The 22,318-nt window shown below is 35.9% G+C and carries 14 protein-coding genes; 4 read left to right on the plus strand and 10 right to left on the minus strand.

The features are described 5' to 3' along the window. Nucleotide 1: 1 nt before the first annotated feature. Complete coding sequence (locus JOD96_RS05260; RefSeq protein WP_209563220.1) at nt 2-1,159, minus strand: efflux RND transporter periplasmic adaptor subunit; 1,158 nt, start codon at nt 1,157-1,159, stop codon at nt 2-4. Nucleotides 1,160-1,424: 265 nt separating this feature from the next. Between JOD96_RS05260 and JOD96_RS05265 the strand changes: the two genes are divergently transcribed. Genes JOD96_RS05265 through JOD96_RS05275 form a run of 3 tightly spaced genes read left to right on the plus strand, consistent with a single transcriptional unit; the run spans nt 1,425 to nt 3,508 of the window. Then, a complete protein-coding gene (locus JOD96_RS05265) occupies nt 1,425-2,474 on the plus strand; it encodes a sensor histidine kinase (protein WP_209563221.1) in 1,050 nt (349 codons plus the stop codon). Then, nucleotides 2,471-3,202, plus strand: a complete 732-nt coding sequence (locus tag JOD96_RS05270; protein ID WP_209563222.1) for a LytR/AlgR family response regulator transcription factor — start codon at nt 2,471-2,473, stop codon at nt 3,200-3,202. Before JOD96_RS05265 ends, JOD96_RS05270 begins: the two co-directional genes overlap by 4 nt. Nucleotides 3,203-3,214: 12 nt before the next feature. Further along, nucleotides 3,215-3,508, plus strand: a complete 294-nt coding sequence (locus JOD96_RS05275; RefSeq protein WP_209563223.1) for a DUF3861 domain-containing protein — start codon at nt 3,215-3,217, stop codon at nt 3,506-3,508. 92 nt (nt 3,509-3,600) lie between these two features. On the opposite strand, the gene JOD96_RS05280 is transcribed toward JOD96_RS05275, so the two are convergent. The 8 genes from JOD96_RS05280 to JOD96_RS05315 all read right to left on the minus strand — a co-directional run bounded on the left by JOD96_RS05280 (nt 3,601) and on the right by JOD96_RS05315 (nt 17,110). After that, a complete protein-coding gene (locus tag JOD96_RS05280) occupies nt 3,601-4,575 on the minus strand; it encodes a glycoside hydrolase family 43 protein (protein WP_209563224.1) in 975 nt (324 codons plus the stop codon). 179 nt (nt 4,576-4,754) lie between these two features. After that, complete coding sequence (locus JOD96_RS05285) at nt 4,755-5,933, minus strand: aldose epimerase family protein (protein ID WP_209563225.1); 1,179 nt, start codon at nt 5,931-5,933, stop codon at nt 4,755-4,757. 52 nt (nt 5,934-5,985) lie between these two features. Beyond that, complete coding sequence (locus tag JOD96_RS05290) at nt 5,986-7,008, minus strand: family 43 glycosylhydrolase (protein ID WP_209563226.1); 1,023 nt, start codon at nt 7,006-7,008, stop codon at nt 5,986-5,988. Between the two features lie 151 nt (nt 7,009-7,159). Further along, complete coding sequence (locus tag JOD96_RS05295) at nt 7,160-8,980, minus strand: glycoside hydrolase family 2 protein (protein ID WP_209563227.1); 1,821 nt, start codon at nt 8,978-8,980, stop codon at nt 7,160-7,162. Nucleotides 8,981-9,225: 245 nt separating this feature from the next. Then, on the minus strand, nt 9,226-10,266 hold the full coding sequence (locus tag JOD96_RS05300) for a glycoside hydrolase family 43 protein (protein ID WP_209563228.1): 1,041 nt from the start codon (nt 10,264-10,266) through the stop codon (nt 9,226-9,228). 1,033 nt (nt 10,267-11,299) lie between these two features. Further along, on the minus strand, nt 11,300-12,475 hold the full coding sequence (locus JOD96_RS05305; RefSeq protein WP_209563229.1) for a cellulase family glycosylhydrolase: 1,176 nt from the start codon (nt 12,473-12,475) through the stop codon (nt 11,300-11,302). A gap of 81 nt (nt 12,476-12,556) precedes the next feature. Further along, nucleotides 12,557-14,083, minus strand: coding sequence for a RagB/SusD family nutrient uptake outer membrane protein (locus tag JOD96_RS05310; protein ID WP_209563230.1), 1,527 nt, complete (start codon nt 14,081-14,083; stop codon nt 12,557-12,559). Nucleotides 14,084-14,101: 18 nt separating this feature from the next. After that, the gene (locus JOD96_RS05315; RefSeq protein WP_209563231.1) at nt 14,102-17,110 is read right to left on the minus strand and encodes a SusC/RagA family TonB-linked outer membrane protein; all 3,009 of its coding nucleotides are present in this window, start codon (nt 17,108-17,110) and stop codon (nt 14,102-14,104) included. Nucleotides 17,111-17,496: 386 nt separating this feature from the next. Here JOD96_RS05315 and JOD96_RS05320 point away from each other — a divergent pair, with 386 nt between their 5' ends. After that, complete coding sequence (locus JOD96_RS05320; protein WP_209563232.1) at nt 17,497-21,447, plus strand: two-component regulator propeller domain-containing protein; 3,951 nt, start codon at nt 17,497-17,499, stop codon at nt 21,445-21,447. Between the two features lie 37 nt (nt 21,448-21,484). On the opposite strand, the gene JOD96_RS05325 is transcribed toward JOD96_RS05320, so the two are convergent. Further along, complete coding sequence (locus tag JOD96_RS05325) at nt 21,485-22,297, minus strand: mechanosensitive ion channel family protein (protein ID WP_209563233.1); 813 nt, start codon at nt 22,295-22,297, stop codon at nt 21,485-21,487. Between the last annotated feature and the right edge of the window lie 21 nt (nt 22,298-22,318).

Here is a 22,318-nt window from a genome sequence, read left to right on the forward strand (position 1 = left end):
CTTATTTTAAGTCTGCGTATACCGTTTCTGCACTCTGATTTTGAACCTTTATTTGAGAACCGTCTTTTAATGTGGCAACACCTTCTAAAACGATTTGATCCCCGGAATTTAAACCGCTGGTAACCACATAGTAGTTTCCTGGTGTATTTTCCATCACGGTAATGTTGACGTTTTTGGTTTTACCGTCTTTTCCAACTGTAACAGCAAAGATTTTATCCTGAAGTTCGAATGTTGCACTTTGCGGAATAAGTAATCCGTCTTTGATTTCATTTGGAATCCTAACTGTTGTGCTGCTTCCGCTTCTGATAATTCCTCTTGGGTTTGGGAAACGGGCTCTGATGTTTACCGTACCGGTTTCGGTATTAATCAATCCGTTTACGGTTTCGATGCGTCCTTTTTCGGTATATTCAGTTCCATCAGAAAGTAACAGGGAAACTGCCGGCAATTGCTTGATTTTTTGCGCTAATGATCCTGAGGCACTTTTAGTAAAGCTTAAAAGTACTTTTTCGTTCATGGCAAAATAGGCATATACGTTTCCGATACTTGAAACGGTTGTCAGAGGTTCTGCTGTATTAGATCCAACTAAACTTCCTAAACGAAACGGGATTGATCCTACAACTCCGTTCACCGGACTTGTAACAGTGGTGTATCCTAAATTAACTTTTGCATTTACCAAAGCTGCATTGGCCTGCGCCAGAGTCGCCATTGCCGATTCGTAATTATATTGAGCAGATTCTAATTCGTATTTGCTTATGATTCCTTTATCTACAAGTGGTTTAACTTTGTTAACAGCCAGTTTTGCTGTACTTACCGATGCCTGTGCACTTTTGATGCTTGCAGTAGCTGTACGTACCTGCTGCTCGTATTCGGGAGCATTAATTTTAAACAAAGGCTGTCCTGTTTTTACAACCGCACCTTCATCTACATATATTTTTTCTATATAACCTTCAACTCTTGGGCGGATTTCTATATTTTCCTGACCTTGTATGCTTGCCGGATAATCTGTGTTTAATGTAGCAGATTGCGGCTGTAAGATCAATGTCTTGTATTCCTTAACTTGAGGGGCTCCTCCGGCCTGAGCCGATTTATCATCTTTCTTACCACATGATGCGATAACAATTGATGCTGCGAGTATGCTTAAAAATGATTGCTTATTCATTGTGAAAAAGTTGTAATTATCGATTATATACTAACAAAAGAAATAAAATATAAGGTACAAAAAAATTTCAATAGACGAAGAGCAAAATACAATCGATAGAGATGACCTGACAGCCGATGGTTTTTTTCAAAAAGTTAAACAGCTGTTTAATTAATGCTCGTCGGTTCTAAAATGGTTTATAAAGAGTGTAATTCTATATTGGGCGATTGGTTTAAAATGGTACTCAAATAAAATGTAATATTGCTTATAAATTCATCAAATTACAATGGCACCAAATTTTTTCAGACCTTATTTATTTACCGGACTGCACATTCTGGGCTGGTTATTACTGGGGTTTATCATGTTGTTCTACATTCCATTAACCTGGAATGTTGTGCTGCCCCAGGTTTTTTGGCTCTGGCAGATGATTGTATTGGTTTTGCTGATTATTTTATTTTATTCTAATGCAAAAATCATTGTTCCGAAAACGATTATTAAAGACAATACCAGCCCCTTTTTGGTCTGGGCTTTTCTGGCCATATTTACGATGCAGCTTATTGCGTATTTTTTTACATCGCAGACAGACCTTCATACCAAAATAAGCATTGTTTTAGGTTTTAAAAAATACAGAAATCCGTATTTTGACAATTATGTTTTTATGCTCACTCTGCTGGTTTTAGGTATTAGTACAAGCTGGTCAATGCTGCAGTACTGGCAAAAGGCGGCACAGCACAAACAAAAACTGGAACAGGACAAAACAATGGCAGAACTCGCCATGCTGAAAGCACAGATCAATCCGCATTTTTTCTTTAATTCCCTAAATAGCATTTATTCCCTTACTTATTCTAATATTGAAGATTCCAGAAATGCTTTGCATACCTTGAGCCGAATGATGCGTTATTTGCTTTACAGCACTGAAGGCGAAAGAACTACCTTTCTTAAAGAAGTTGAATTCTTAAAAGATTTTATCGCATTGATGAAGCTTCGTGCCAACAGCAAGCTGACTATCATTACCCAAATTCCCGAAAAACTGCATGATTATCCCATCGTACCGATGTTATTACTACCTTTAGTAGAAAATGCTTTTAAACATGGTGTAAATGCTACCGAAAAAAGCGAAATAATAATTGCGATAAAACAAAATGATACCAATCTTACCTTTGAGGTTCTGAATACTTTCTTCGAAAAAACATCGAATACTGAACCTGGCGGAATTGGCTTAACGAATACCAAACGCAGATTACAGCTTATTTATCCTCATAAACACTCACTAGTCTGCGGTGTAAATAAGGATGGAAAATATGAAGTTGAATTGCAAATAAATCTTGAAAAATGACCGTATTAAAATGCATAGCAGTAGATGATGAACCATTGGCGCTAAAACTGGTCGAAACTTTTATAGACCAGACTCCTTTTTTACAGCTCAACTGCAGCTGTGATAATGCAGTCGAAGCCCTGAGTTTAATTCGTGAAAAACAGCCTGATATTGTTTTTCTGGACATCAATATGCCTAATCTGACAGGAATGGAGCTTGCACGGCTTTTGCAGGATCAGCCGGGGCCGATTCCGAAAATAATTTTTACCACGGCTTATAATCATTATGCAATTGAAGGTTACAGGGTAAATGCCGTTGATTATCTTTTAAAGCCTTTTAGCTATGAAGAATTTTTACGCGCCGCCAACAAAGTGTTACAATTGACCGAAGAAGCTGCAAATCATATTCAGACAGTTACCGCAGATGATGAATTTATCTTTTTAAAGGTAGAATATCAATGGGTCAGGATTTCGCTCAAAGATATTTTATATATAGAAAGCTTAAAAGATTATGTCAAGGTACATCTTGATGATGCCCAGAAATCGGTGCTTTCGCTTATATCGCTCAAAGCTTTAGAAGAAAAACTTCCGTCGGCAAAATTTATGAGAGTGCACCGTTCTTTTATTGTTTCGCTGGACAAAATAAGTGCGATCACCAAAAATTCAATTTTGATTGGAAAAACAGAAATTACGGTGGGAGAACAATACAAAGAAACATTTAAAACCATAGTTGACAAATGGTTAAAATAAAACATAAATACCATGGAAAAAAGATCAAACAAATATTATCTTACTCTTAGTCTGAAAGAATATGCAAATGGCGAAACACAGCCTGCAAAAGAACTTGGAATTGAATTTGATAATCACGACGAAATCTTCGGAATCATCCAAAAAATGAAAGACAAAAATCTATTCGATAGTCCGTCTGAAGCGACACAATTTGCAATTGGCCTAAAATTATTTAGTGAAATAAAATTAAAATACCGCAATAATCCTTTGTTTGAAGAATTGAATGAAGTGTTTCCTGTCTTTATGAAAAAACTAAAAAGTCTATAAAAGCAAAATCATTCCAAAACAGTATTGTCAGGGATAATTTTTTTATTTATACTGGTAACTTTGATGCGGTCTTCTATAATTATGAAAGGCTCTTATTTTTCGAATAAAACAAAGCTTTTGCTTTCTGCTTTTATTTTATTTCCTTCAAAACTAAGATCAATGATTCCGGCTTTTCTTGGAGAAACTGCCGAATTAGTATAATGTGTATGAAGAACATAATGCATTTTATTGTCTTTGTCCCAAAAAACATCACCGTGGCCAATTCCGTTTTGGTTTGTGTTTTTCCTGCTAATTACAGGACTGTCAGCAGATTTTTCCCAAGGCCCAAGCGGACTTTTGCTTGTGGCATAACCTACTGCATAATCGGGATTTCTGAAATCATTGGCAGAATAAATCAGATAATACAATCCATTGTGTTTTAAAACTGTCGGGCCTTCTGTAACCGGCCAGCTCTTATTTTCTGTGTTTTCCCAAGGTAAAGTTCCGGAAATACATTCGGTTAAAGTTTCCGGTTTTATACTTTGGAGATCATCATTTATTTCGGCGACAAAAATTCGGTTTCCGTTTGTTAACCGTACATGATATAAGTATTTTTTTCCATCTTCATCAATAAAAATAAACGGATCAATCTGGTTCCCGCTTTCTATAATTGCCTTTTTAGATTCATTTTTAAAAGGCCCAAGCGGACTATCACTTACAGCAATGGCAATATTTTCGTTTGCTGTATAAATCATATAAAACTTCTTATTGTATTCTAAAATTTGCGGTGCCCAAAAACCTTTGTCTCCAAAAGAATCTCCCTTTTTTAAAGCCAGACCATTTTGCGCGCCCGATGGTCCATTCCACTTTTTCAGGTCAGAAGAAGTATAAACCTGAAACCCTTCTCCGTTCGGAATATTTCCTGTTGTAGTTCCGTACAAATAGTAAGTCCCTTTATTGTAAAAAATCGTCGGATCGGCCAGTAAAATGGGATTTGATTGTACTGTTTTTGGCGGTTTGGTGTCTTTTTCCTGCGAGCAGGCCACAAAGACACAAAGTGATGCTATGAGCGTTAGTATTTTCTTCATTTTTATTGGATTTAAATTTTACCGAAGTTTTTTCTTTTTTTTGTCATCCTGACGAAGGAAGAACCACACACGAAACTCGACAAAGATTAGCGATTCTCTTTACGGAATTTTAGTGTGTTCCTTCTCCCGAAGCCTCGGGATCAGGATGACAAAACACTCCTCTTTTTACAAATAAAAACTTATTTTGCCGAAAACTGATAAACAGAAACTGTCTTATATTTTTGTCCCGGTTTCAAAACAATCGGTGCAAATTTCGGCTGGTTTGGAGCATCCGGAAAATGTTGTGTTTCTAAGGCAAAGGCAGTTCTGAAATCGTCTTTTGCACCCGATTTAAAAGTGTTTTTAGATTGCATAAAATTACCACTATAAAACTGCAGACCAGGTTCTTGAGTGTAAATAGCTAAAGTAATACCTGACTTATCTCCCGATATTGTTGCAGCATGATTTAAGCCGTTCTTTTTTGTACCGTTTAAGACATAATTGTGGTCATATCCTTTTCCGAATTTCAATTGCTCGTCTTTTGTTTCAATACGTTCTCCGATGGTATGTTTTGTAGTAAAATCAAAAACGGTATTCTTTACCGGTTTTAATTCCCCTGACGGAATCAATCCTTCATCTACAGGTGTAAATTCGTTTGCATAAATCTCAAGACTGTGATTCAGGATTGTGCCGCTTCCTTCTCCGTTCAGGTTAAAAAAAGCATGATTCGTTAGATTAACAACTGTAGTTTTATCTGTCGTTGCCTCATATTCCATTTTTACAGATTGATCTGCTGTAAGCGTGTAGGTAACTTTTACAGTTAAATTTCCGGGAAAGCCCTGTTCCCCGTCTGGAGAAACATAACTAAAAATCAAGGTGTTTTGATTTGTTTTCGCCACATCCCAAACTACATCCTGAAAACCTTTACTCCCACCATGCAGGGTATTTTTTCCATTGTTTAACGGAACCTGATATTGTTTTCCTTCCAAAGTAAATTTTCCGTTTGCAATACGATTTCCTACTCTTCCTATCGTGGCACCAAAATAAGGTTCTGTTGACGTTTTAAATCCTTTTGCAGAGTTCATTCCGACTACAACATCGGTTTGTTTTCCGTTTTTGTCTGCAACCCAAAGTCCGATTAATCTACCTCCGTAATTGGTAAAAGCTGCTTTTATTCCTTTATTTTCAATCCAGTACAAATTGACTTTTTTTCCGTCAATTATGGTATCAAAATTTTTGGCTTCCAAAACCGGTTTTATTGAATCTGCTGCAGTTTCTTGTGCTGTTTCTTTAGAAATTGCATCTTCTTTTTTTGCGTCTTTACAATTAAACTGAAAAAGTGCCAGCAATACAACTCCGGCTATTTGTAGGTTTTTCATCTTTTATATCATTATGAGGAAAAAATAATTTATCCTCTGGTTATTTATTTATCTATTTTGAAGGTATGGCCAGAATGGTCTGCTCACTCACAGGTTCGCCCAAAACCGGAAACCCGTTTGTATCCCAACTGATTTTCTGCATTCTCGGTGATCTTTTGTTTCCGCATCCTTCTCCGGGATTTGAATTGGCGTGGTATAAAATCCAGTCCTCTTTTCCGTTGGGAGATTTAAAAAACGAATTGTGTCCCGGAGCATATACGCCATTTTTTGCTGTTTGCTGAAAAATTGGTTCTTCTGATTTTTTCCAGGCCGAAGGATCCAGTAAATTATTTCCGCCATTAAAAGCCAATAAACCCAGAGCGTAAAAATCTGTCCAGCATCCGCTTGCCGAAAAAACAATAAAAATTTTATCATCATGAGCCAAAAACTGCGGGCCTTCATTTACGTTTACCTGCGCCGGATTTACATCATCATGCAGCGCTCCATGTGTTTCCCATCCGTGAGTTGGCGATGAAATCAAAACGCGGTCACCTTCAATCTCCAGTGGATTTTTCATTTTGGCAATGTAAATATTTTGCTGTCCGTTGGTGTCGCCTGCCCAGCCTGCCCAGATCATGTACAGTTGTTTTTGATACTCAAAAACATTTCCGTCAATGGCCCATTTATCTGTTTTGGCTGCAATTTTTCCTTTAAAATCCCATTTTCCTTTAAATGGATCTGAAGATTTATTTTCTAAAACATACATTCTGTGGTTCTTATTTTCGCCGTTGTCTGCTGCAAAATAACAATACCATTTTCCGTTGATGATATGAAATTCCGGTGCCCATATTCCGGCAGCATAATTAGTTCCTTTCTGCGCCTCCCAGATTACTTTGCTTTCTGCATTTTTGAGTTCAGACAAATCTTTGGTTTTCCATAATACCAGTCTGTTTCCGAGTGTATTAGTGTAGTAATAATATCCTTTGTAATAGGTAGAATAGGGATCTGCACCCGAAGGCAGAATTGGGTTTGAAAATGTTTTTTGCTGTGCAAAACTTATAGTTGTGAACAGAAAAAGAATTAGGTATTTTTTCATTTAGAAAATGTTTTTATTGTTGTGAGTAAATGAGACAAACTTTACAGTAATTCTTAATAATTATTTTTTCACGCAGATTTTGCTGATTTTGCTGATTTAAATTATCTTTTTAATAATCTGCCAGATCTGCAAAAATCTGCGTAAACAAAAACTATTTATTAGCCTGATTCAGCGTCTCAATAACCTCTCTGTTGATTTTATTAATCTTTTTGAAATCCATTTTGTCAACTTTTCTGTCATACGTCATGAAACCGTTTACCTCACCTTCCACATCTGTGGTTTGCGTATAAACTGCTGCTGAAAATCCTGATTTTACAAGGTTTTTCAGAGTTTGCGCATATTTTATATACTCGTTTGTAACTTCATTTTCATTCTTGAATTTGACATAACCCCAATTGTCATTTGTTTTCCACAAATGTCCTTCAAGAGGCAAACCTATTCCGCCATATTCTCCTAAAACAGTAACTCTTCTGGCATCGTACAAATACAAATCAGGCCCCGGATATTTGTGCAAATCTAAAATATCACCAGTCTGAAAGTGATTTCCACCGCTTGAAGAATTTATCAATCGGCTTGGATCGTGATTTTTGGTCCACTCTGTAATTTCTACTGTTTTAAACTGTCCCCAGGCTTCGTTAAACGGAACCCAAACCACAATGCTCGGATAAGAATACAAATGATCCATAATTTCTCTCCATTCTTTTCTGTAGATCTCTTCAGATTTTGGAGAACGTTGTAATTCTGTTCCGTCAAAATATTTTCTGTCCTGCCAAATCGGCTGAGCATCTCCGCTAAGCATATCCTGCCAAACCAAAATTCCCAACTGGTCGCAATGGGTGTACCAGCGTTGCGGCTCTACTTTTACGTGTTTACGAATCATATTGAAGCCTAATTCTTTGGTTTTAATAATGTCATATTTTAGCGCTTCGTCTGTTGGTGCAGTATATAATCCGTCTGGCCACCAGCCTTGATCCAGCGGGCCGTACTGGAAATAATCTTTGTTATTTAACTGCATTCTCATAATGCCGTTTTCATCTCTTTTTGATGAAATTTTTCGCATGGCAAAATAACTTTTTACTTCGTCTGCTACCTTGCCTTTACTGATCAGACTGATTTTTGTCTGGTATAAAAAAGGATTTTCCGGCGACCATAATTTTGGATTGTTCAGTATAATTTCTACATTCTCCGAAGCAACTGCTTTTTCTTTTGCAATTTCTTTTCCACCATCCAAAACAGCAATTTCGATAATATCTCCTGTTTCTGCTCCTGCAACTTCAGCCTTTATGCTGATGCTATTTTGGTCGATGTTTGGAGTTGTTTTTAATGCTGTAATATTTTTTGCATTTACAGGCTCAATCCAAACCGTTTGCCAAATTCCTGTAACGGGTGTGTACCAGATTCCTTCAGGGTTTTTGACTTGTTTACCTCTTGGCTGAGTGCCGTCGTTTGATGGATCCCAAACTTTTACCACTAGTTTTTGAGTATTTCCATTTTTGATAAAAGGTGTAATGTCAAACGAAAACGGCGTATAGCCGCCAGTATGTGACCCTATTTTTATATCGTTTATGTAAACTTCTGTTTTCCAGTCTACAGCTCCAAAATGCAATAGAATATTCTGGCCGTTCCAATTAGGATCTATACTAAAATTAGTTTCGTACCAAAGCTCTTTTTCTGCTCCAACCTGTTTCATAACGCCCGACAAACTTGATTCTGCCGCAAACGGAACCAGAATTTGTCCGTCATATTTTGAAGGTGCTATTTTTCCGGATTCCTGAATGGCGTAATTCCAAAGACCATTCAGATTTTTCCATTGGCTTCGCTCCATAATCGGACGGGGATATTCGGGCAATGTTTTATTTGGATCTACCTGGGCTGCCCATTTAGTCTTGATTTTATCTCCTTGTGGTTTCCATTGCGCGTGTAGGATACAGCTAAGGAATAATGCGAAAAGAACTGTCGTTTTTTTATTCATTATATATTATTTTATGCTCTTTAAATCAAAGAAGCAATTGTTAACTTCAACTTTAAAAAATTACCAGGCAATCCACTACAAAAGCCTGGTAATCACAAACTACTTAACTAACCAAATCTTTTGTTACAGCTTATGGGTTATGATTTGTTTGTTAAACAGGATTATAATTTCCGATATCGTAATCCATTTGTTTATTAACTCAAAAAACAACTTAGAATGTTTAACCATCATTCATAACCCATAACCTATAACTTTTTCGTAATGCCAAATTTCTTGACAAGACTATTATATTCGTTTTTAGAAATTGTAATCATACAGCCGTGACGTACTTTTTCGGGGAAACTGTATTTGTCCCAATCGGAGAAAAAGGTATATCCTGAGGCCTGAAACCAAGGTCCGTTTAGGTTATCTGCAATTGATAATCCGTAGGAAACTCCGGGATATTGTTCGTAATACATGTACCAGATTTTATCATCCGGAGACGGGATTAGCATGGGTGCTTCTCTAAAATTTGGGCTTATTGATTGTTGGGGCAAAGAATAAGGTCCTAAAAGGGATTTTGATTTGGCAATTCGGATGGTTTTTCCGGTTGTCCAGTATAAGGTTGGATAGGTTTCGTCTTTTATCACAGCGTAGTACGAATCGCCAACTTTACGAATAAAGACATCTATGGTTCCCATATCCCAATCGAATAAGCGTTTTGGAGTTCCTTCAAATGTTTTTAAATCTTTGGACAAAACATAAATTGTTCTCTGGCTTGCCCAATAACGTTCCGGATCTTCTTTTGTTCCGTCGAGATGCGGCGTGTGCCACGTCATAATAAATTTCTCTGAATCTTTGTCGTAATATAATTTTGGAGCACCAATTCGCTGTAAAGCGTTGGCATAATCGGGTGTGCTTTTTAAATCGGGCGTATAATCAGCATGTTTTTTCCATGTAACCAAATCATCCGAAACCCAGATATTAATGCTTTTTGCATCATCTCCGGTATTGCCTGCGATATAATATTTTCCATCAGGGCCTTTGCAGATATCGGGATGTCCTTTGTATTCTTCAAAAACTCTTTTGCTGCTATTCAGGTTTTCCCAATGCAAACCATCTAGACTAACAGAATAATACAATCGGCCATAATCATTGTGCGTCATGTGCGCAAAAAGATAGGCTTCGTTTTTGGGTTTTTCATTCCCTTTTACCTGCCCGGGCGGATCTGGCTGTTGCGCTTTCGCTGAAAATCCGACCAGAATTACTGCTAGAGAAAAGAGCAGTTTTATTGTGTTTTTTTTCATGTTGCTAAAAGATTTAATGTTTTTTTGCCACGAATTTTTACTAATTTTTGCCACAGATTAAAAGGATTAAAAAGATTAATTATCTAAATCTCTGTAATCTGTATCAAAAATTTATCTATAATCTAATTGGCGCATTATCTAATTATCTAATGTTTTTTTGCCACGAATTCCACTAATTTTCACTAATTATTTTATGCCACAGATTAAAGGATTAAAAAGATTAATTATCTAAATCTCTGCAATCTGTATCAAAAATTTATCTATAATCTAATTGGCGCATTATCTAATTTTCTAATGCTTTTTTTGCCACGAATTCCACTAATTTTCACTAATTATTTTATGCCACAGATTAAAGGATTAAAAAGATTAATTATCTAAATCTCTGCAATCTGTATCAAAAAATTATCTATAATCTAATTGGCGCATTATCTAATTATCTAATGTTTTTTTGCCACGAATTCCACTAATTTTCACTAATTATTTTTTGCCACAGATTAAAGGATTAAAAAGATTAATTATCTAAATCTCTGTAATCTGTATCAAAAATTTATCTATAATCTAATTGGCGCAGTATCTAATTATCTAATGTTTTTTTGCCACGAATTCCACTAATTTTCACTAATTATTTTTTACCACAGATTAAAGGATTAAAAAGATTAATTATCTAAATCTCTGTAATCTGTAGCAAAAATTTATCTATAATCTAATTGGCGCATTATCTAATTATCTAATGTTTTTTTGCCACGAATTGCACTAATTTTCACTAATTATTTTTTGCCACAGATTAAAGGATTAAAAAGATTAATTATCTAAATCTCTGTAATCTGTAGCAAAAAAACAATCTTAATCTAATTGGCACATTATCTAATTATCTAATGCTTTTTTTGCCACGAATTCCACTAATTTTCACTAATTATTTTTTGCCACAGATTAAAGGATTAAAAAGAGTAATCATCTAAATCTGTGCAATCTGTGGCAAAAATTATCTATAATCTAATTATCTAATTGACACATTTCCTAATTGACACATTATCTAATTCTTCTTATTCGCTTCAGATGTCATTTTTTTAATCAAATCAGTTTCTGCTTTGATGTATGGCGTTCCGTCTGTATGGAATACTTCGTGAAACCAAATTTTTGGCTCGGCGGTATAGGTTTTTGTCCAGCTGTCCCATGCGTATTTGGTTTGTGTTTTTCCATCTACCAACCCCCAGTTTATCATACCAATATTGTATTTTTTGGCAACTGGCAGAAAACCCTCAAAAGTGCTTCCGTTTGGTCTGGCCATATATTCTGTACAAATCATTGGTTTTCCGTAACGCTGCAATTGTTTGATTACTTTTTCGAAATCCTGAGGTGTGTTGTAATTATGAAATGTTATAACGTCAGATTGTTCCAGCTGCATTTTGTGCATTGGCTGCATTTTGGCTTCGTCGCTCCAGTCTCCTGCCCACACTCCGGAAGTCAATGGCTGTGATGGATTGCTTTCTCTTGCCCAAACAAAAACATTTTTTAAAAGAGGCAAAACCAAATCGACTTTGTTTTTTATTTCTACTTTTTCGTATGAAGGGCCTGTCATATTATCCGGTTCGTTCCATACATCCCAGCCCAAAATACGTTTGTCATCTTTAAATTTAGAGACAGTTTCTTTTACATATTTCTCTAAACGAGGGTATTGTGTAGAATCCTGAAGTACTTTCTGCCCCGGGCTTTGTACCCAGCCGGAGTTGTGTGTATGAGGTTTTGGAGCACGTTGTTTTCCTAATGCAGGAAACGGGTCCCAACAAGAATCAAATAATACAAATAATGTTTTTATATGATGCTTATCGGCAATTCCCAAATAAGTGTCCATTCTCTTGTACAGTCCTTCCGGATCTTGCTGGTGCAATAAATCATGCAGGTAAACACGCATTACGTTCATTCCGATTCCTTCTGCCCAGCCCAATTCCTGATCGATTCTTTTTGGGTCAAAAGTATCTGCCTGCCACATTTCTAACTGATTGATTGCTGTACTTGGATAATAATTGGCCCCAACCAACCAGGGCTGCTCTTTGTACCAGTTATTGGCCTGGTCTTTTGTCCAGATTTCTCTTTTTTCGATTACAGCTGTTTCGCTTTTATTTTCTTCAGAATTGCTTTTTTTGTTGTTGCAACCAAGCAATACCGTGCCTGCTAACACGAGTGTCAGATACAATTTTATTTTTCTCATTACATTTTTCTTAATTAGAACATAGGTTCATTGTTGATTAAAGGAACCAGATCGGGGGCTCTGGTTCCCTTACTAAATAGTTTAATATTCGGGGTGCTGGTCTAAGTATGGATTATTATCTACATCTACCTGAGGTATAGGTAATCTATGGTTTTTACCCACTACGAAGTTTTTGAAATCAGGATCACGAAGGGCAATTTTATCCACAGAAGCCTGAGAATCTAAATCTCCCCAGCGTTTTAGATCTTCCCAGCGAACGCTTTCTCCGGCTAGTTCTAAAGCTCTCTCCATCTTTAATCTCTCTAAGAATTTATCCTGATCGTTACCGATTTCAGGATGTGCCACAGCAAGTGTGTTTAAGTTTACACGGGCTCTTACTAAGTCAACATATTGATAAGCTTCTGCTGTATTTCCAAGTTCGTTTAAAACTTCGGCATAGCGCAATAAGATATCAGCATAACGAACCAATCTGTAATTTACCTGACTGTAGTAATCTTCATTGTTTCTGTAATAGTCACGGCTTCCTTTTCTAAACCAGGCTTCGTCGTTGCCCCATTCCCAGTTTTTACCGTATGTTTTGTCTCCAAAATCAGCTAATAAACCTGGATAATATAAACTCCATCTTAATCTTATGTCAAGATTTCCGTCTTTATTTTTTTCTTCCTTAAAGGCATTTACCAACCAGAAACGAGCCTGACCGTCTGACCATCCGATACTTCTTGGAGCAAAAAATTGTGCACGATTACTCGATACTGCAGCATTCTGTCCCTCTCCTGTATCTCCTTTTCTTTGATCGCCAAACTGAATCTCGAATACAGATTCGCTGTTATTTTCATTCACATCCGTAAAATTGTCTCTGTAATTTGATACCAGATTGTATTTGGCTCCAGGCCCTGAGATTAAATATTCCAAAGCTGTTTTTGCCTCAGCCCATTTGTGCTGCTGCATATAGACTTTTGCCAAAAAAGCTTTTGCAGCTCCTTTGTCAGGTCTGCCGATATTATCACCGGTCCAGCTTGTTGGCAAATCTTCGTAAGCTTCATTCAGGTCTTTTTCTACTTGGGCCCAAACCTCTGTAAGATTTTTTTGTGGCGGCAAATCGCTTGGTGTAGACGGCTCTAAAACAAGCGGAATATTTTCCCAAAGAATTCCTGCATAGTAATAGTGTAATGCTCTGAAGAATTTTGCCTGCGCCAGAATTTGCTTTTTGTCATTTTCATTCTGAAAAGCAATATTCGGCACGTTTGCTAAAACCTGATTACATCTAAAAACGGCTTTGTAAGTATCTCTCCACGTTACTGAGTTTCCTTCCCAGAAATTATAGTTGATATAATTGAATCTTGTCCAGTCTGCCAGTTCTGTCCACGGGCTATTGCTATATCCTTCATCTGAAGTTAAATCTAAGCGAAAATAAATCCATCTTGCCCATAGTCCATCTTTATAAAACATGGCATAAATAGAATTAACACCGGCTTGTGCATCCTTTTCCGTTTTCCAGTACTGGTCTGTTGTTACATCATTTGGGCTGTTTAAGTCAAGTTCATTTTCACACGAAGAAGTAAAAATGAGGCTTAAGAAAACTACGGTTATTGTTATTATTTTTTTCATTGTGCTATTTTTTTAAAATTAAAAGCTAAACTCAACACCAAAAGAATACGTCTGTAGATTAGGGAAAGCTCCGTTATCTACACCTCTTTCAAAAATATTACCGTTCGTAAACTCAGGATCAAGTCCTTTGTATTTTGTAATGGTAATAACATTTTGTGCTGACAATGTTAATCTTGCTCTTGTAATTCCTGAATTTTTCAAAACACTATCCGGTAAATTATAACCAAACCCAATGTATTTAAGTCTGATAAAATCACCATTTTCTAAGAAACGGTCACTATCTCCTCTTGAATTTAAGGTTGAACCTTTTGTGATTCTTGGAAAATCAGTATTTGGGTTTTCGGGTGTCCAGGGCTGAATTCCGGCTCTGTAATTACTATTATCATCAAAACGGTCTACAACGCTTCTAAATCCATTATAAACAGTGGCTCCGTGAGAAGCAATCCAGTTCATAGAAAAATCAAAACCTTTGTATTCTGCTCCGGCATTTAAACCCATTTCAAACTCCGGCCACGGGCTTCCCACAATAGCTTTATCGGTACTGGAAATTTGTCCGTCACCGTTATTATCTTTAAAACGAATATCTCCCGGAACGGCATTTGGCATAATTACTTTTCCATCGGCGGTTTTGTAATTGTCAATCTCCTGTTGGTTTTGAAACAATCCGTCAGTTTCTAAAACAAACCACATTCCAACAGGCATACCTGATCTTGTGATTGTGTTTCCGGAAATGTTTTCGTTTTGTCCGTTACCCAATGAAACCAGTTTGTTGTTTATTTTTGTAAAGTTTACAGAAGCATTAAACGAGAAGTCGTTGATTTTTTTGCTGTAAGCCAATTCCAATTCAAAACCTTTGTTTTCTACAGTTGCTGCATTAGAAATTGGGTTTCCTCCGTCATTTCCTGTAGTTAACAAAATTGGGAAACCAAATAATACATCTTCTGTACGGGCAATAAAATAATCTGCTGTAAGACGCAAATCATTGTTTAAAACTCCAAGGTCCAATCCAAAATTGGTTTGTTTCAGTTTTTCCCAGCGTAACTCCGAATTTGATAATTTTACCTGAGTTCCGGAAGGCTGTAATCCTTGTGTGCTTCCTAAAACAATCTGTCCGAAATTATTAACGAAACTTTTTGACTCGTATTCTCCGATATTACCAGATCCTAATTCTCCGTAACTTGCTCTTAATTTCAAATCTTTAATGAATTCAGATTTAAAGAAAGGTTCGTTGTTTATTCTCCATCCGGCCGAAACCGATGGAAAATTCCCCCATTTATTTGCATCACTGAATCTCGATGATCCGTCTCGTCTTAAAACAGCATTAAGCAAATAGCGGTTGTCATAATTATATTCAATTCTTCCCAAGTAAGATGCTAAAGCAGCTTCATTTATAAAACCTCCAACTACCGGAGAATCTCCCTGATTTAAAACTGTATAATATTGGCCTGTGGCAGAATTAATTACCAAATTTCTTTTTGTTCCGTAAATTTGATTATAGGTGTCTTTTTGAAAAGTCTGACCTACTAAAACACTTACATCATGTTTGCCAAATTGTTTTTTGAAAGTCAATGTATTTTCAAACAATTTTGTTTCTGATCTTGCTTTATTTTGATCTGTATAAGACTGATCCGGTGGTTGGTTTAAAGACCAGTTCCCTACTTTTCTTAAGAATTTATACGAATCAAAACTAGATTCATATCCAAAATTAAAACGGTATTTTAACCAAGGAGCAAATTTTAATTCTGACCAAATATTCCCTCTGATTCTAAAGTTTTCTCTGTTCGTATCTGCAAAATCTGCTATGGCCAGAGGATTTGTACCAAAAGTATCTGCAACACCTGCTTTTCCGTAACCGTAACCTCCCGGATTCGATTCATCATAAACCGGAATTGTTGGCGTTAATCTATAAACATCAATAATCGGATTTCCGGACATTTCGTCTGTTCTGGAATTACTGATGGCTAAATTTTCTCCAATACTAAAAATTCCTTTTGATCCGCTCGAATTGACTCTGAACGAAATTCTGTCAAAATCTGTAGAAACTACAGTTCCTTCATTTCCAAAATAATTTCCGGACATGAAAAATGAAGAATTATCTCCTCCTCCTGAAACACTTGCATTATAATCCTGAATCATTCCTGTTTTAAAAACTACGTCCTGCCAGTCTGTATTTACAGCCATGTTTAGGTTTTGTCTTGTAAATCCGGCATTATCATAAGCCTGATTGTTTAATTTGGCAAATTCTTCTGTGCCCATTAAATCATATCTTGGCATTGTGGTAAAACTTGTTTTGGCAGAAGCTTCTACTTTTAGAGGGCCTTTTTTTCCTTTTTTGGTTGTGATGATGATTACACCATTTGCAGCTCTTGAGCCATAAATTGCTGCTGCAGATGCATCTTTTAAAACCTGAATAGTTTCAATATCATTTGGGTTGAAATCCCTGTTTGCAGAAGTAACCAAACCATCAATTACATATAATGGGTTTGTGTTTTGCAGGTTTTTCAAACCACGGATTTCAATATTAGCTTCCTGCCCCGGACGTCCGCCGCCACGCACTTTTACTCCGGTTACAAGACCTTGCAGACCATCTGCAACTGTGGTCACCTGACGTTTCTGGATTTCATCTGCTTTTACAAGCGAAATGGCTCCTGTTAAATCCTTTTTCTGTTGAGAACCGTAACCTACAACTACAATTTCATCGAGTTTCATTGCATCTTCGCCCAATGAAGCATCTACTGTTGTTTGGTTGTTGATCGCGATTTCGACCGTTTTGTATCCTTGCGAACTAAATACCAGGGTCTGGTTGGAAGCGGCTGAAATTTTATATCTCCCATCGAAGTCGGTAACTGCTCCGTTTTTGGTGCCTTTGATCACAACGTTGGCAAACGGAATTGGTTCTCCTGTTGCAGAAGCCACTTTTCCCGTTATGGTTATTTGCTGTTGTGCATACGTTTGTTGTAATAATAAACTAAAGAAAAACAAGAGGTAATATCTCTGCTTTAAAATTTGAGTGAACTTTGTTTTCATTGATTTTTCATTTTAGATAGTTTTCATTTTTTTTGAGTTGGTTGGTCAAATACAATACTATTAATCGTCGGGTATTCGAACAAAATAATTTATATTGCTCTTTAATAATAATCTGTTCATTTGGTTTAGCAATTATTGATGAGATACTTTTTCAAACTTAATTTTATTGATAGTGTATTTTTTTAAGTCAAAAATTATCAATATCGTTTATTTGATTATTCAAAGTAGATGATTTTAATTCAAAATAAAATGATTCATTTGTGTCAATATCTATGTCAAATGATTCAAATTGTATCAAATTGTGACGATTAATCTCATTTTGCAACATTTGGAATAATATTGAGACGATTTGAAGAAGCCCTTTTTTACATTAAATTTTTATAACAATGCGTAAATTCTTTCTTTTTATATTTTTTCTGATTTTTTCTGAAAATTTTGTTCACGCCCAGGAATATTATTTCAAACATTTTCAGGTTGAAGAAGGACTCTCAAATAATACTGTTCTGACCTCAATGCAGGACGATGACGGTTTTATGTGGTTTGGTACAAAGGATGGATTAAACAGGTTTGATGGTTATCGTTTTAAGACTTACAGAAGCCAGAATGACCCGATTAACAGTTTAGGAAGCAACTATATTCAGTCTTTGCATCAATATAACGGGACTATTTGGGTCGGAACCGACAAGGGTTTATATCAATATGATAAAAAAGAAGACCATTTTTCGGTTTTTAATGAAGCCATCAATGACAGGATCAATGATATTAATCACGACAAAAAAGGAAACATCTGGTTTATTTCAGGAAATATACTCTACAAATATGCTCCTGTAAAGAAGGAAACCAAAACTTTTAATCCCAGTAAATATTTTATAACAACATCAATAACAAGGGATCAGAAAGGCGAAATCTGGGCTTCTTCCTTAAATAAAGTATACCATTATTCTGAAGAGAACCTCTCTTTTGAAAGTATCACATTAAATCCGCCGCCTGGCAAAACCAATTTCAGGATTACAGTTATTTATGCCTGGGACAAAGACACCATTCTGATAGGAACTCAGGATCATGGTGTATTGGTTTATAACATTAAAACCAAAATCACTTCTTCTTTGCAATTTACCGGAAAGGATCCTGTATTTGTGCGACAATTTAAAAAGAAAGGAAACGAAGAACTCTGGATTGCGAGCGAATCGGGTGTTTATGTTTATAATCTTAAAACAAAAAGAAACCTGAATATTCGCAAAAATTATAATGATCCTTATGCGATTTCAGACAATGCAGCTTATTCTATTACAATTGACAAGGAAAACGGAATCTGGATCGGGACTTATTTTGGCGGTATCAATTACCATCAGAAACAATACACACAGTTTAAAAAATATTTTCCCCAAAACAATCAGAACTCCATTAACGGAAGTGCGGTCCGGGAAATTCATAAAGACGATTCGGGAGATTTATGGATCGGAACTGAGGATGCGGGTCTGAACAGATTTAATCCGAAAACACAAAAATTTACTTCGTATTCACCAAACGGAAACAGCAACAGTGTTTCTTATTATAACATTCACGCTTTGCTGCCGCGAAAAGATAAAATCTGGGTCGGAACTTTTGAGCATGGGCTTGATATTCTTGACAAAAATTCAGGTGCTGTAATCAAACATTACAGCGCAAATGACCCGTCGAGCGGTTTGCACAGTAATTTTATATTTTCTTTTTATGAAAACAAAAATGAGAAACTTTTTGTGGTTACTACTTTGGGAATTTATACTTATAATGAAGCAAACGATAATTTTGATATCCTGAAAATTTTCCCTGAAAATACGCATTACACCAATTTTAAGGAAGACAGCGATGGCAATTACTGGGCAGGAAGTTACAGGGACGGTTTGTTTTTTTATAATACAAAAACCAGAAAAAAAGAAGTTTTTATATACGATTATAAGAACCCAAATGGCATCAGCAATAATTCTATCAATTCAATTTTTGAAGACAGCCAAAATAACTTGTGGTTTGCTACCGAAAATGGTTTGAACCTGTTCAATAAAAAAACCAGGACTTTTAAGAAATTCAACACAAAAAATGGATTTCCGAGTAATGTTTTTTATTCGATTTTAGAAGATGAGAGCAAGAACTTATGGCTTACGACTTCTAAAGGTCTTGTAAAATTTGGGCCGGATCACAAGAGCATTAAAATCTATACAACGGCAAATGGTTTATTAAGCGACCAGTTCAATTACAGCTCAGCTTTTAGGGATGTTAATGGTGATATGTATTTTGGAAATCTAAACGGAATGATCAGTTTCAACCCAAAAAATTTTACCAGGAATAAGTATACGCCTTCTATTTTTATTACCAACCTTCAGATCAATAATAAGGATATTGGTACCAATGAAAATGATTCGCCAATAAAACAATCCATTTCTCATATTGACGAGCTGGAACTTGACAATAACCAGTCTTCTTTTAATCTCGAATTTGCGTCTTTAAATTATACCGCACCGGAACTTACCGAATATTGGTATAAACTTGAAAATGTAAACAATGACTGGGTTTATCTCGAGCGAAACAATAAGGTCTTTTTTACCGAACTGGCTCCGGGAGATTATGTTTTTAAAGTAAAGTCATTAAATAGTTTTGGAATCTGGAGCAAAGAAATTAAACTAAAAATCAAAATATTACCGCCTTTTTACGCTAGTATTTATGCTTATATTTTTTATTTTTTATTGATGTGTGCCGGGTTTTATTATGTGATTCGTTATTCTCAAAATCTTACTCAGATTAAAAATAACCGAAAAATAAAACACCTGAACGATGAAAAGGAAAAAGAAATCTATCAGGCCAAAATTGACTTTTTTACAAATGTGGCGCACGAAATCAGAACGCCTCTTACGCTTATAAAAGGGCCTTTGGAAAAATTACTCGTTATGGAGCATAAATCTCCGGAAGTACCGCAGAATCTTTCTATAATGAAGAAAAATACGTCACGATTATTGAAATTGGTGAATGAATTACTGGACTTTAGAAAATCTGAAATCGGAGGCTTGAAACTTACTTTTGTTGAAGCCAATATTTCGTCGATGGTTCGAAATTTACACTTGAGATTTAGCCAGTTGATTGAAGAAAGGCAAATTGAGTTTGAACTGGAACTGGGAGAGAAAGATATTTTTGCTTTTGTTGATAAGGAAGCTTTCAAGAAAATCCTGAGTAACCTGATCAATAATGCAATCAAATATTCTAAGGAAAAAGTTTCGATTACACTTTTCAGGGATGAAAAAAAACTGACACTGACTGTGAAAAATGACGGTGAATTGATTCCGTTTCAATTGAAGGATAAAATTTTTGAACCTTTTTTCAGGGTCAATAATACCGATGCGGCATCAGGAACCGGAATCGGACTTTCGCTGGCGCATTCGCTCACGCAATTGCATAATGGAAATCTTCAGTTGATCTCAGATCAAAAACTGAATATTTTTGAGCTTACAGTTCCTTTGCATCAGGAAGAAGAATTTATGTTTTATACTGATTCTGAAAAAGAAACCAATCCAAAAGAAACGGAAAAAGTGGAAACTGAGACCAGAAATGAACGAACACAGATTCTGGTTGTAGAAGATAATGAAGATCTTCTGAGTTTTATTACTTCAGAATTAGGATCATCTTATACCGTTTTGAAAGCTGATAATGGAGAGAATGCGCTGAAAATTATTCATAACGAGAACATTCAACTAATAATCAGTGATATACAAATGCCTGTTATGGACGGAATCACGCTTTGCAAAAAAATCAAGACCAACTTAGAAACCAGCCATATTCCGGTAATTTTACTGACTGCCAAGAATTCGCTTAAATCGCAAATTGACGGACTTGAGGTTGGTGCTGATGCTTATATCGCAAAACCTTTTTCTATGGATTATTTAAAAGTTCAGGCCAATAACCTTATAGAAAACAGAAAGCAGATTATGAAATATTATGCAAGTTCTCCGCTTTCGCATATCAAAAGCATCGCACATAATAAAACGGATGAAAAATTCCTGAAAAAACTCGATGAAGAAATTCTGAAAAATATAACCGATTCTGATTTAAGTGTAGAGTCCCTGGCAGAAATCATGAATATGAGCCGTTCTACTTTATACAGAAAAATAAAAGACATCTCGAATCTTAGCCCAAATGAATTAATCAATATTGTGCGTTTAAAAAAAGCTGCTGAACTGCTTTTAACCGAAAATTACAAAATGTATGAAATTGCCGAAATGGTTGGTTATAAGTCACAAACAAGTTTTGGAAGAAGTTTTCTCAAACATTTTGAGATGTCACCATCAGATTATATTTCCATGAATAAATAAAGGCTTATTACTTTAAAGTAAAGAAACGGATTTGCTGCTATTTGACAACAAATCCGTTTTCTTTTAAAGTTTTTAATACTTCTGTAATTATTTTTGAGCGGCTTTCAGAATTGTCTGATTTTGTTTCTGTTGTAACAACCCAATACCGAATATTCAACTGTGCTGTTGCGCCCGTAATATCTGCAATATAAGCCGAATCGTTATGGTCTTTATCGCTTACATCATCATTGTTGGCCAGAACTTGTTTTACCAGCTCAATGGCGTGGTCAAAATCTGATCCGTATTCTAAACCTACGGTAAAAGTCTGCAACAGAAAACCGCTGCTGTTATAATTAATAAGGGTATTTTTTATCAAAAGTGCATTTGGAATGTAAATTATTTTACTGTCACTTTTTATTTCGGTATCACGAAGGTTTAATGCCAGCACTTCGCCTTTTACGCCATTACTTTCTATAATATCACCAATAGAAAAAGGCCTTTTGAAAGCAAGAAGGATTCCGGCAAGAAAATTTTCGCCAATATCCTTTAGAGCAAAACCAACTATAAAAGCAGAAATTCCCGCACCTGCAAGCAAACTTTGTGCGACACCGCTCAATCCGATGATTCTGAACATTATAAAAACCCCAATTATAATGAGAACAGATTTAATTAACCGCGCAATAAAAGTGGCAAGTAAAGGATCGTGCATTCTCATTTTCAATTTTTTATCGGCAAGTATTCCTACCCTGGTTGCGATAAACCAGGAGGCCAAAATAATAGCAACAGCCAATATAAATTTTGGTGTCAGGTCGACTATACTATAATAATATCCTTCTAAATGCTTGTAAACGTCGTTAAAAAAATCTTCCATTCTAAAATTTTTAATATATGA

Origin of the sequence: Flavobacterium sp. 1355, from assembly GCF_017833415.1 — a bacterium.
GTDB lineage: Bacteria > Bacteroidota > Bacteroidia > Flavobacteriales > Flavobacteriaceae > Flavobacterium.

Bases quoted from the DNA above. Each gene is read 5' to 3' on its own strand.
- JOD96_RS05260 (WP_209563220.1), bottom strand. From the start codon at position 1,159: ATGAATAAGCAATCATTTTTAAGCATACTCGCAGCATCAATTGTTATC.
- JOD96_RS05265 (WP_209563221.1), top strand. From the start codon at position 1,425: ATGGCACCAAATTTTTTCAGACCTTATTTATTTACCGGACTGCACATT.
- JOD96_RS05270 (WP_209563222.1), top strand. From the start codon at position 2,471: ATGACCGTATTAAAATGCATAGCAGTAGATGATGAACCATTGGCGCTA.
- JOD96_RS05275 (WP_209563223.1), top strand. From the start codon at position 3,215: ATGGAAAAAAGATCAAACAAATATTATCTTACTCTTAGTCTGAAAGAA.
- JOD96_RS05280 (WP_209563224.1), bottom strand. From the start codon at position 4,575: ATGAAGAAAATACTAACGCTCATAGCATCACTTTGTGTCTTTGTGGCC.
- JOD96_RS05285 (WP_209563225.1), bottom strand. From the start codon at position 5,933: ATGAAAAACCTACAAATAGCCGGAGTTGTATTGCTGGCACTTTTTCAG.
- JOD96_RS05290 (WP_209563226.1), bottom strand. From the start codon at position 7,008: ATGAAAAAATACCTAATTCTTTTTCTGTTCACAACTATAAGTTTTGCA.
- JOD96_RS05295 (WP_209563227.1), bottom strand. From the start codon at position 8,980: ATGAATAAAAAAACGACAGTTCTTTTCGCATTATTCCTTAGCTGTATC.
- JOD96_RS05300 (WP_209563228.1), bottom strand. From the start codon at position 10,266: ATGAAAAAAAACACAATAAAACTGCTCTTTTCTCTAGCAGTAATTCTG.
- JOD96_RS05305 (WP_209563229.1), bottom strand. From the start codon at position 12,475: ATGAGAAAAATAAAATTGTATCTGACACTCGTGTTAGCAGGCACGGTA.
- JOD96_RS05310 (WP_209563230.1), bottom strand. From the start codon at position 14,083: ATGAAAAAAATAATAACAATAACCGTAGTTTTCTTAAGCCTCATTTTT.
- JOD96_RS05315 (WP_209563231.1), bottom strand. From the start codon at position 17,110: ATGAAAACAAAGTTCACTCAAATTTTAAAGCAGAGATATTACCTCTTG.
- JOD96_RS05320 (WP_209563232.1), top strand. From the start codon at position 17,497: ATGCGTAAATTCTTTCTTTTTATATTTTTTCTGATTTTTTCTGAAAAT.
- JOD96_RS05325 (WP_209563233.1), bottom strand. From the start codon at position 22,297: ATGGAAGATTTTTTTAACGACGTTTACAAGCATTTAGAAGGATATTAT.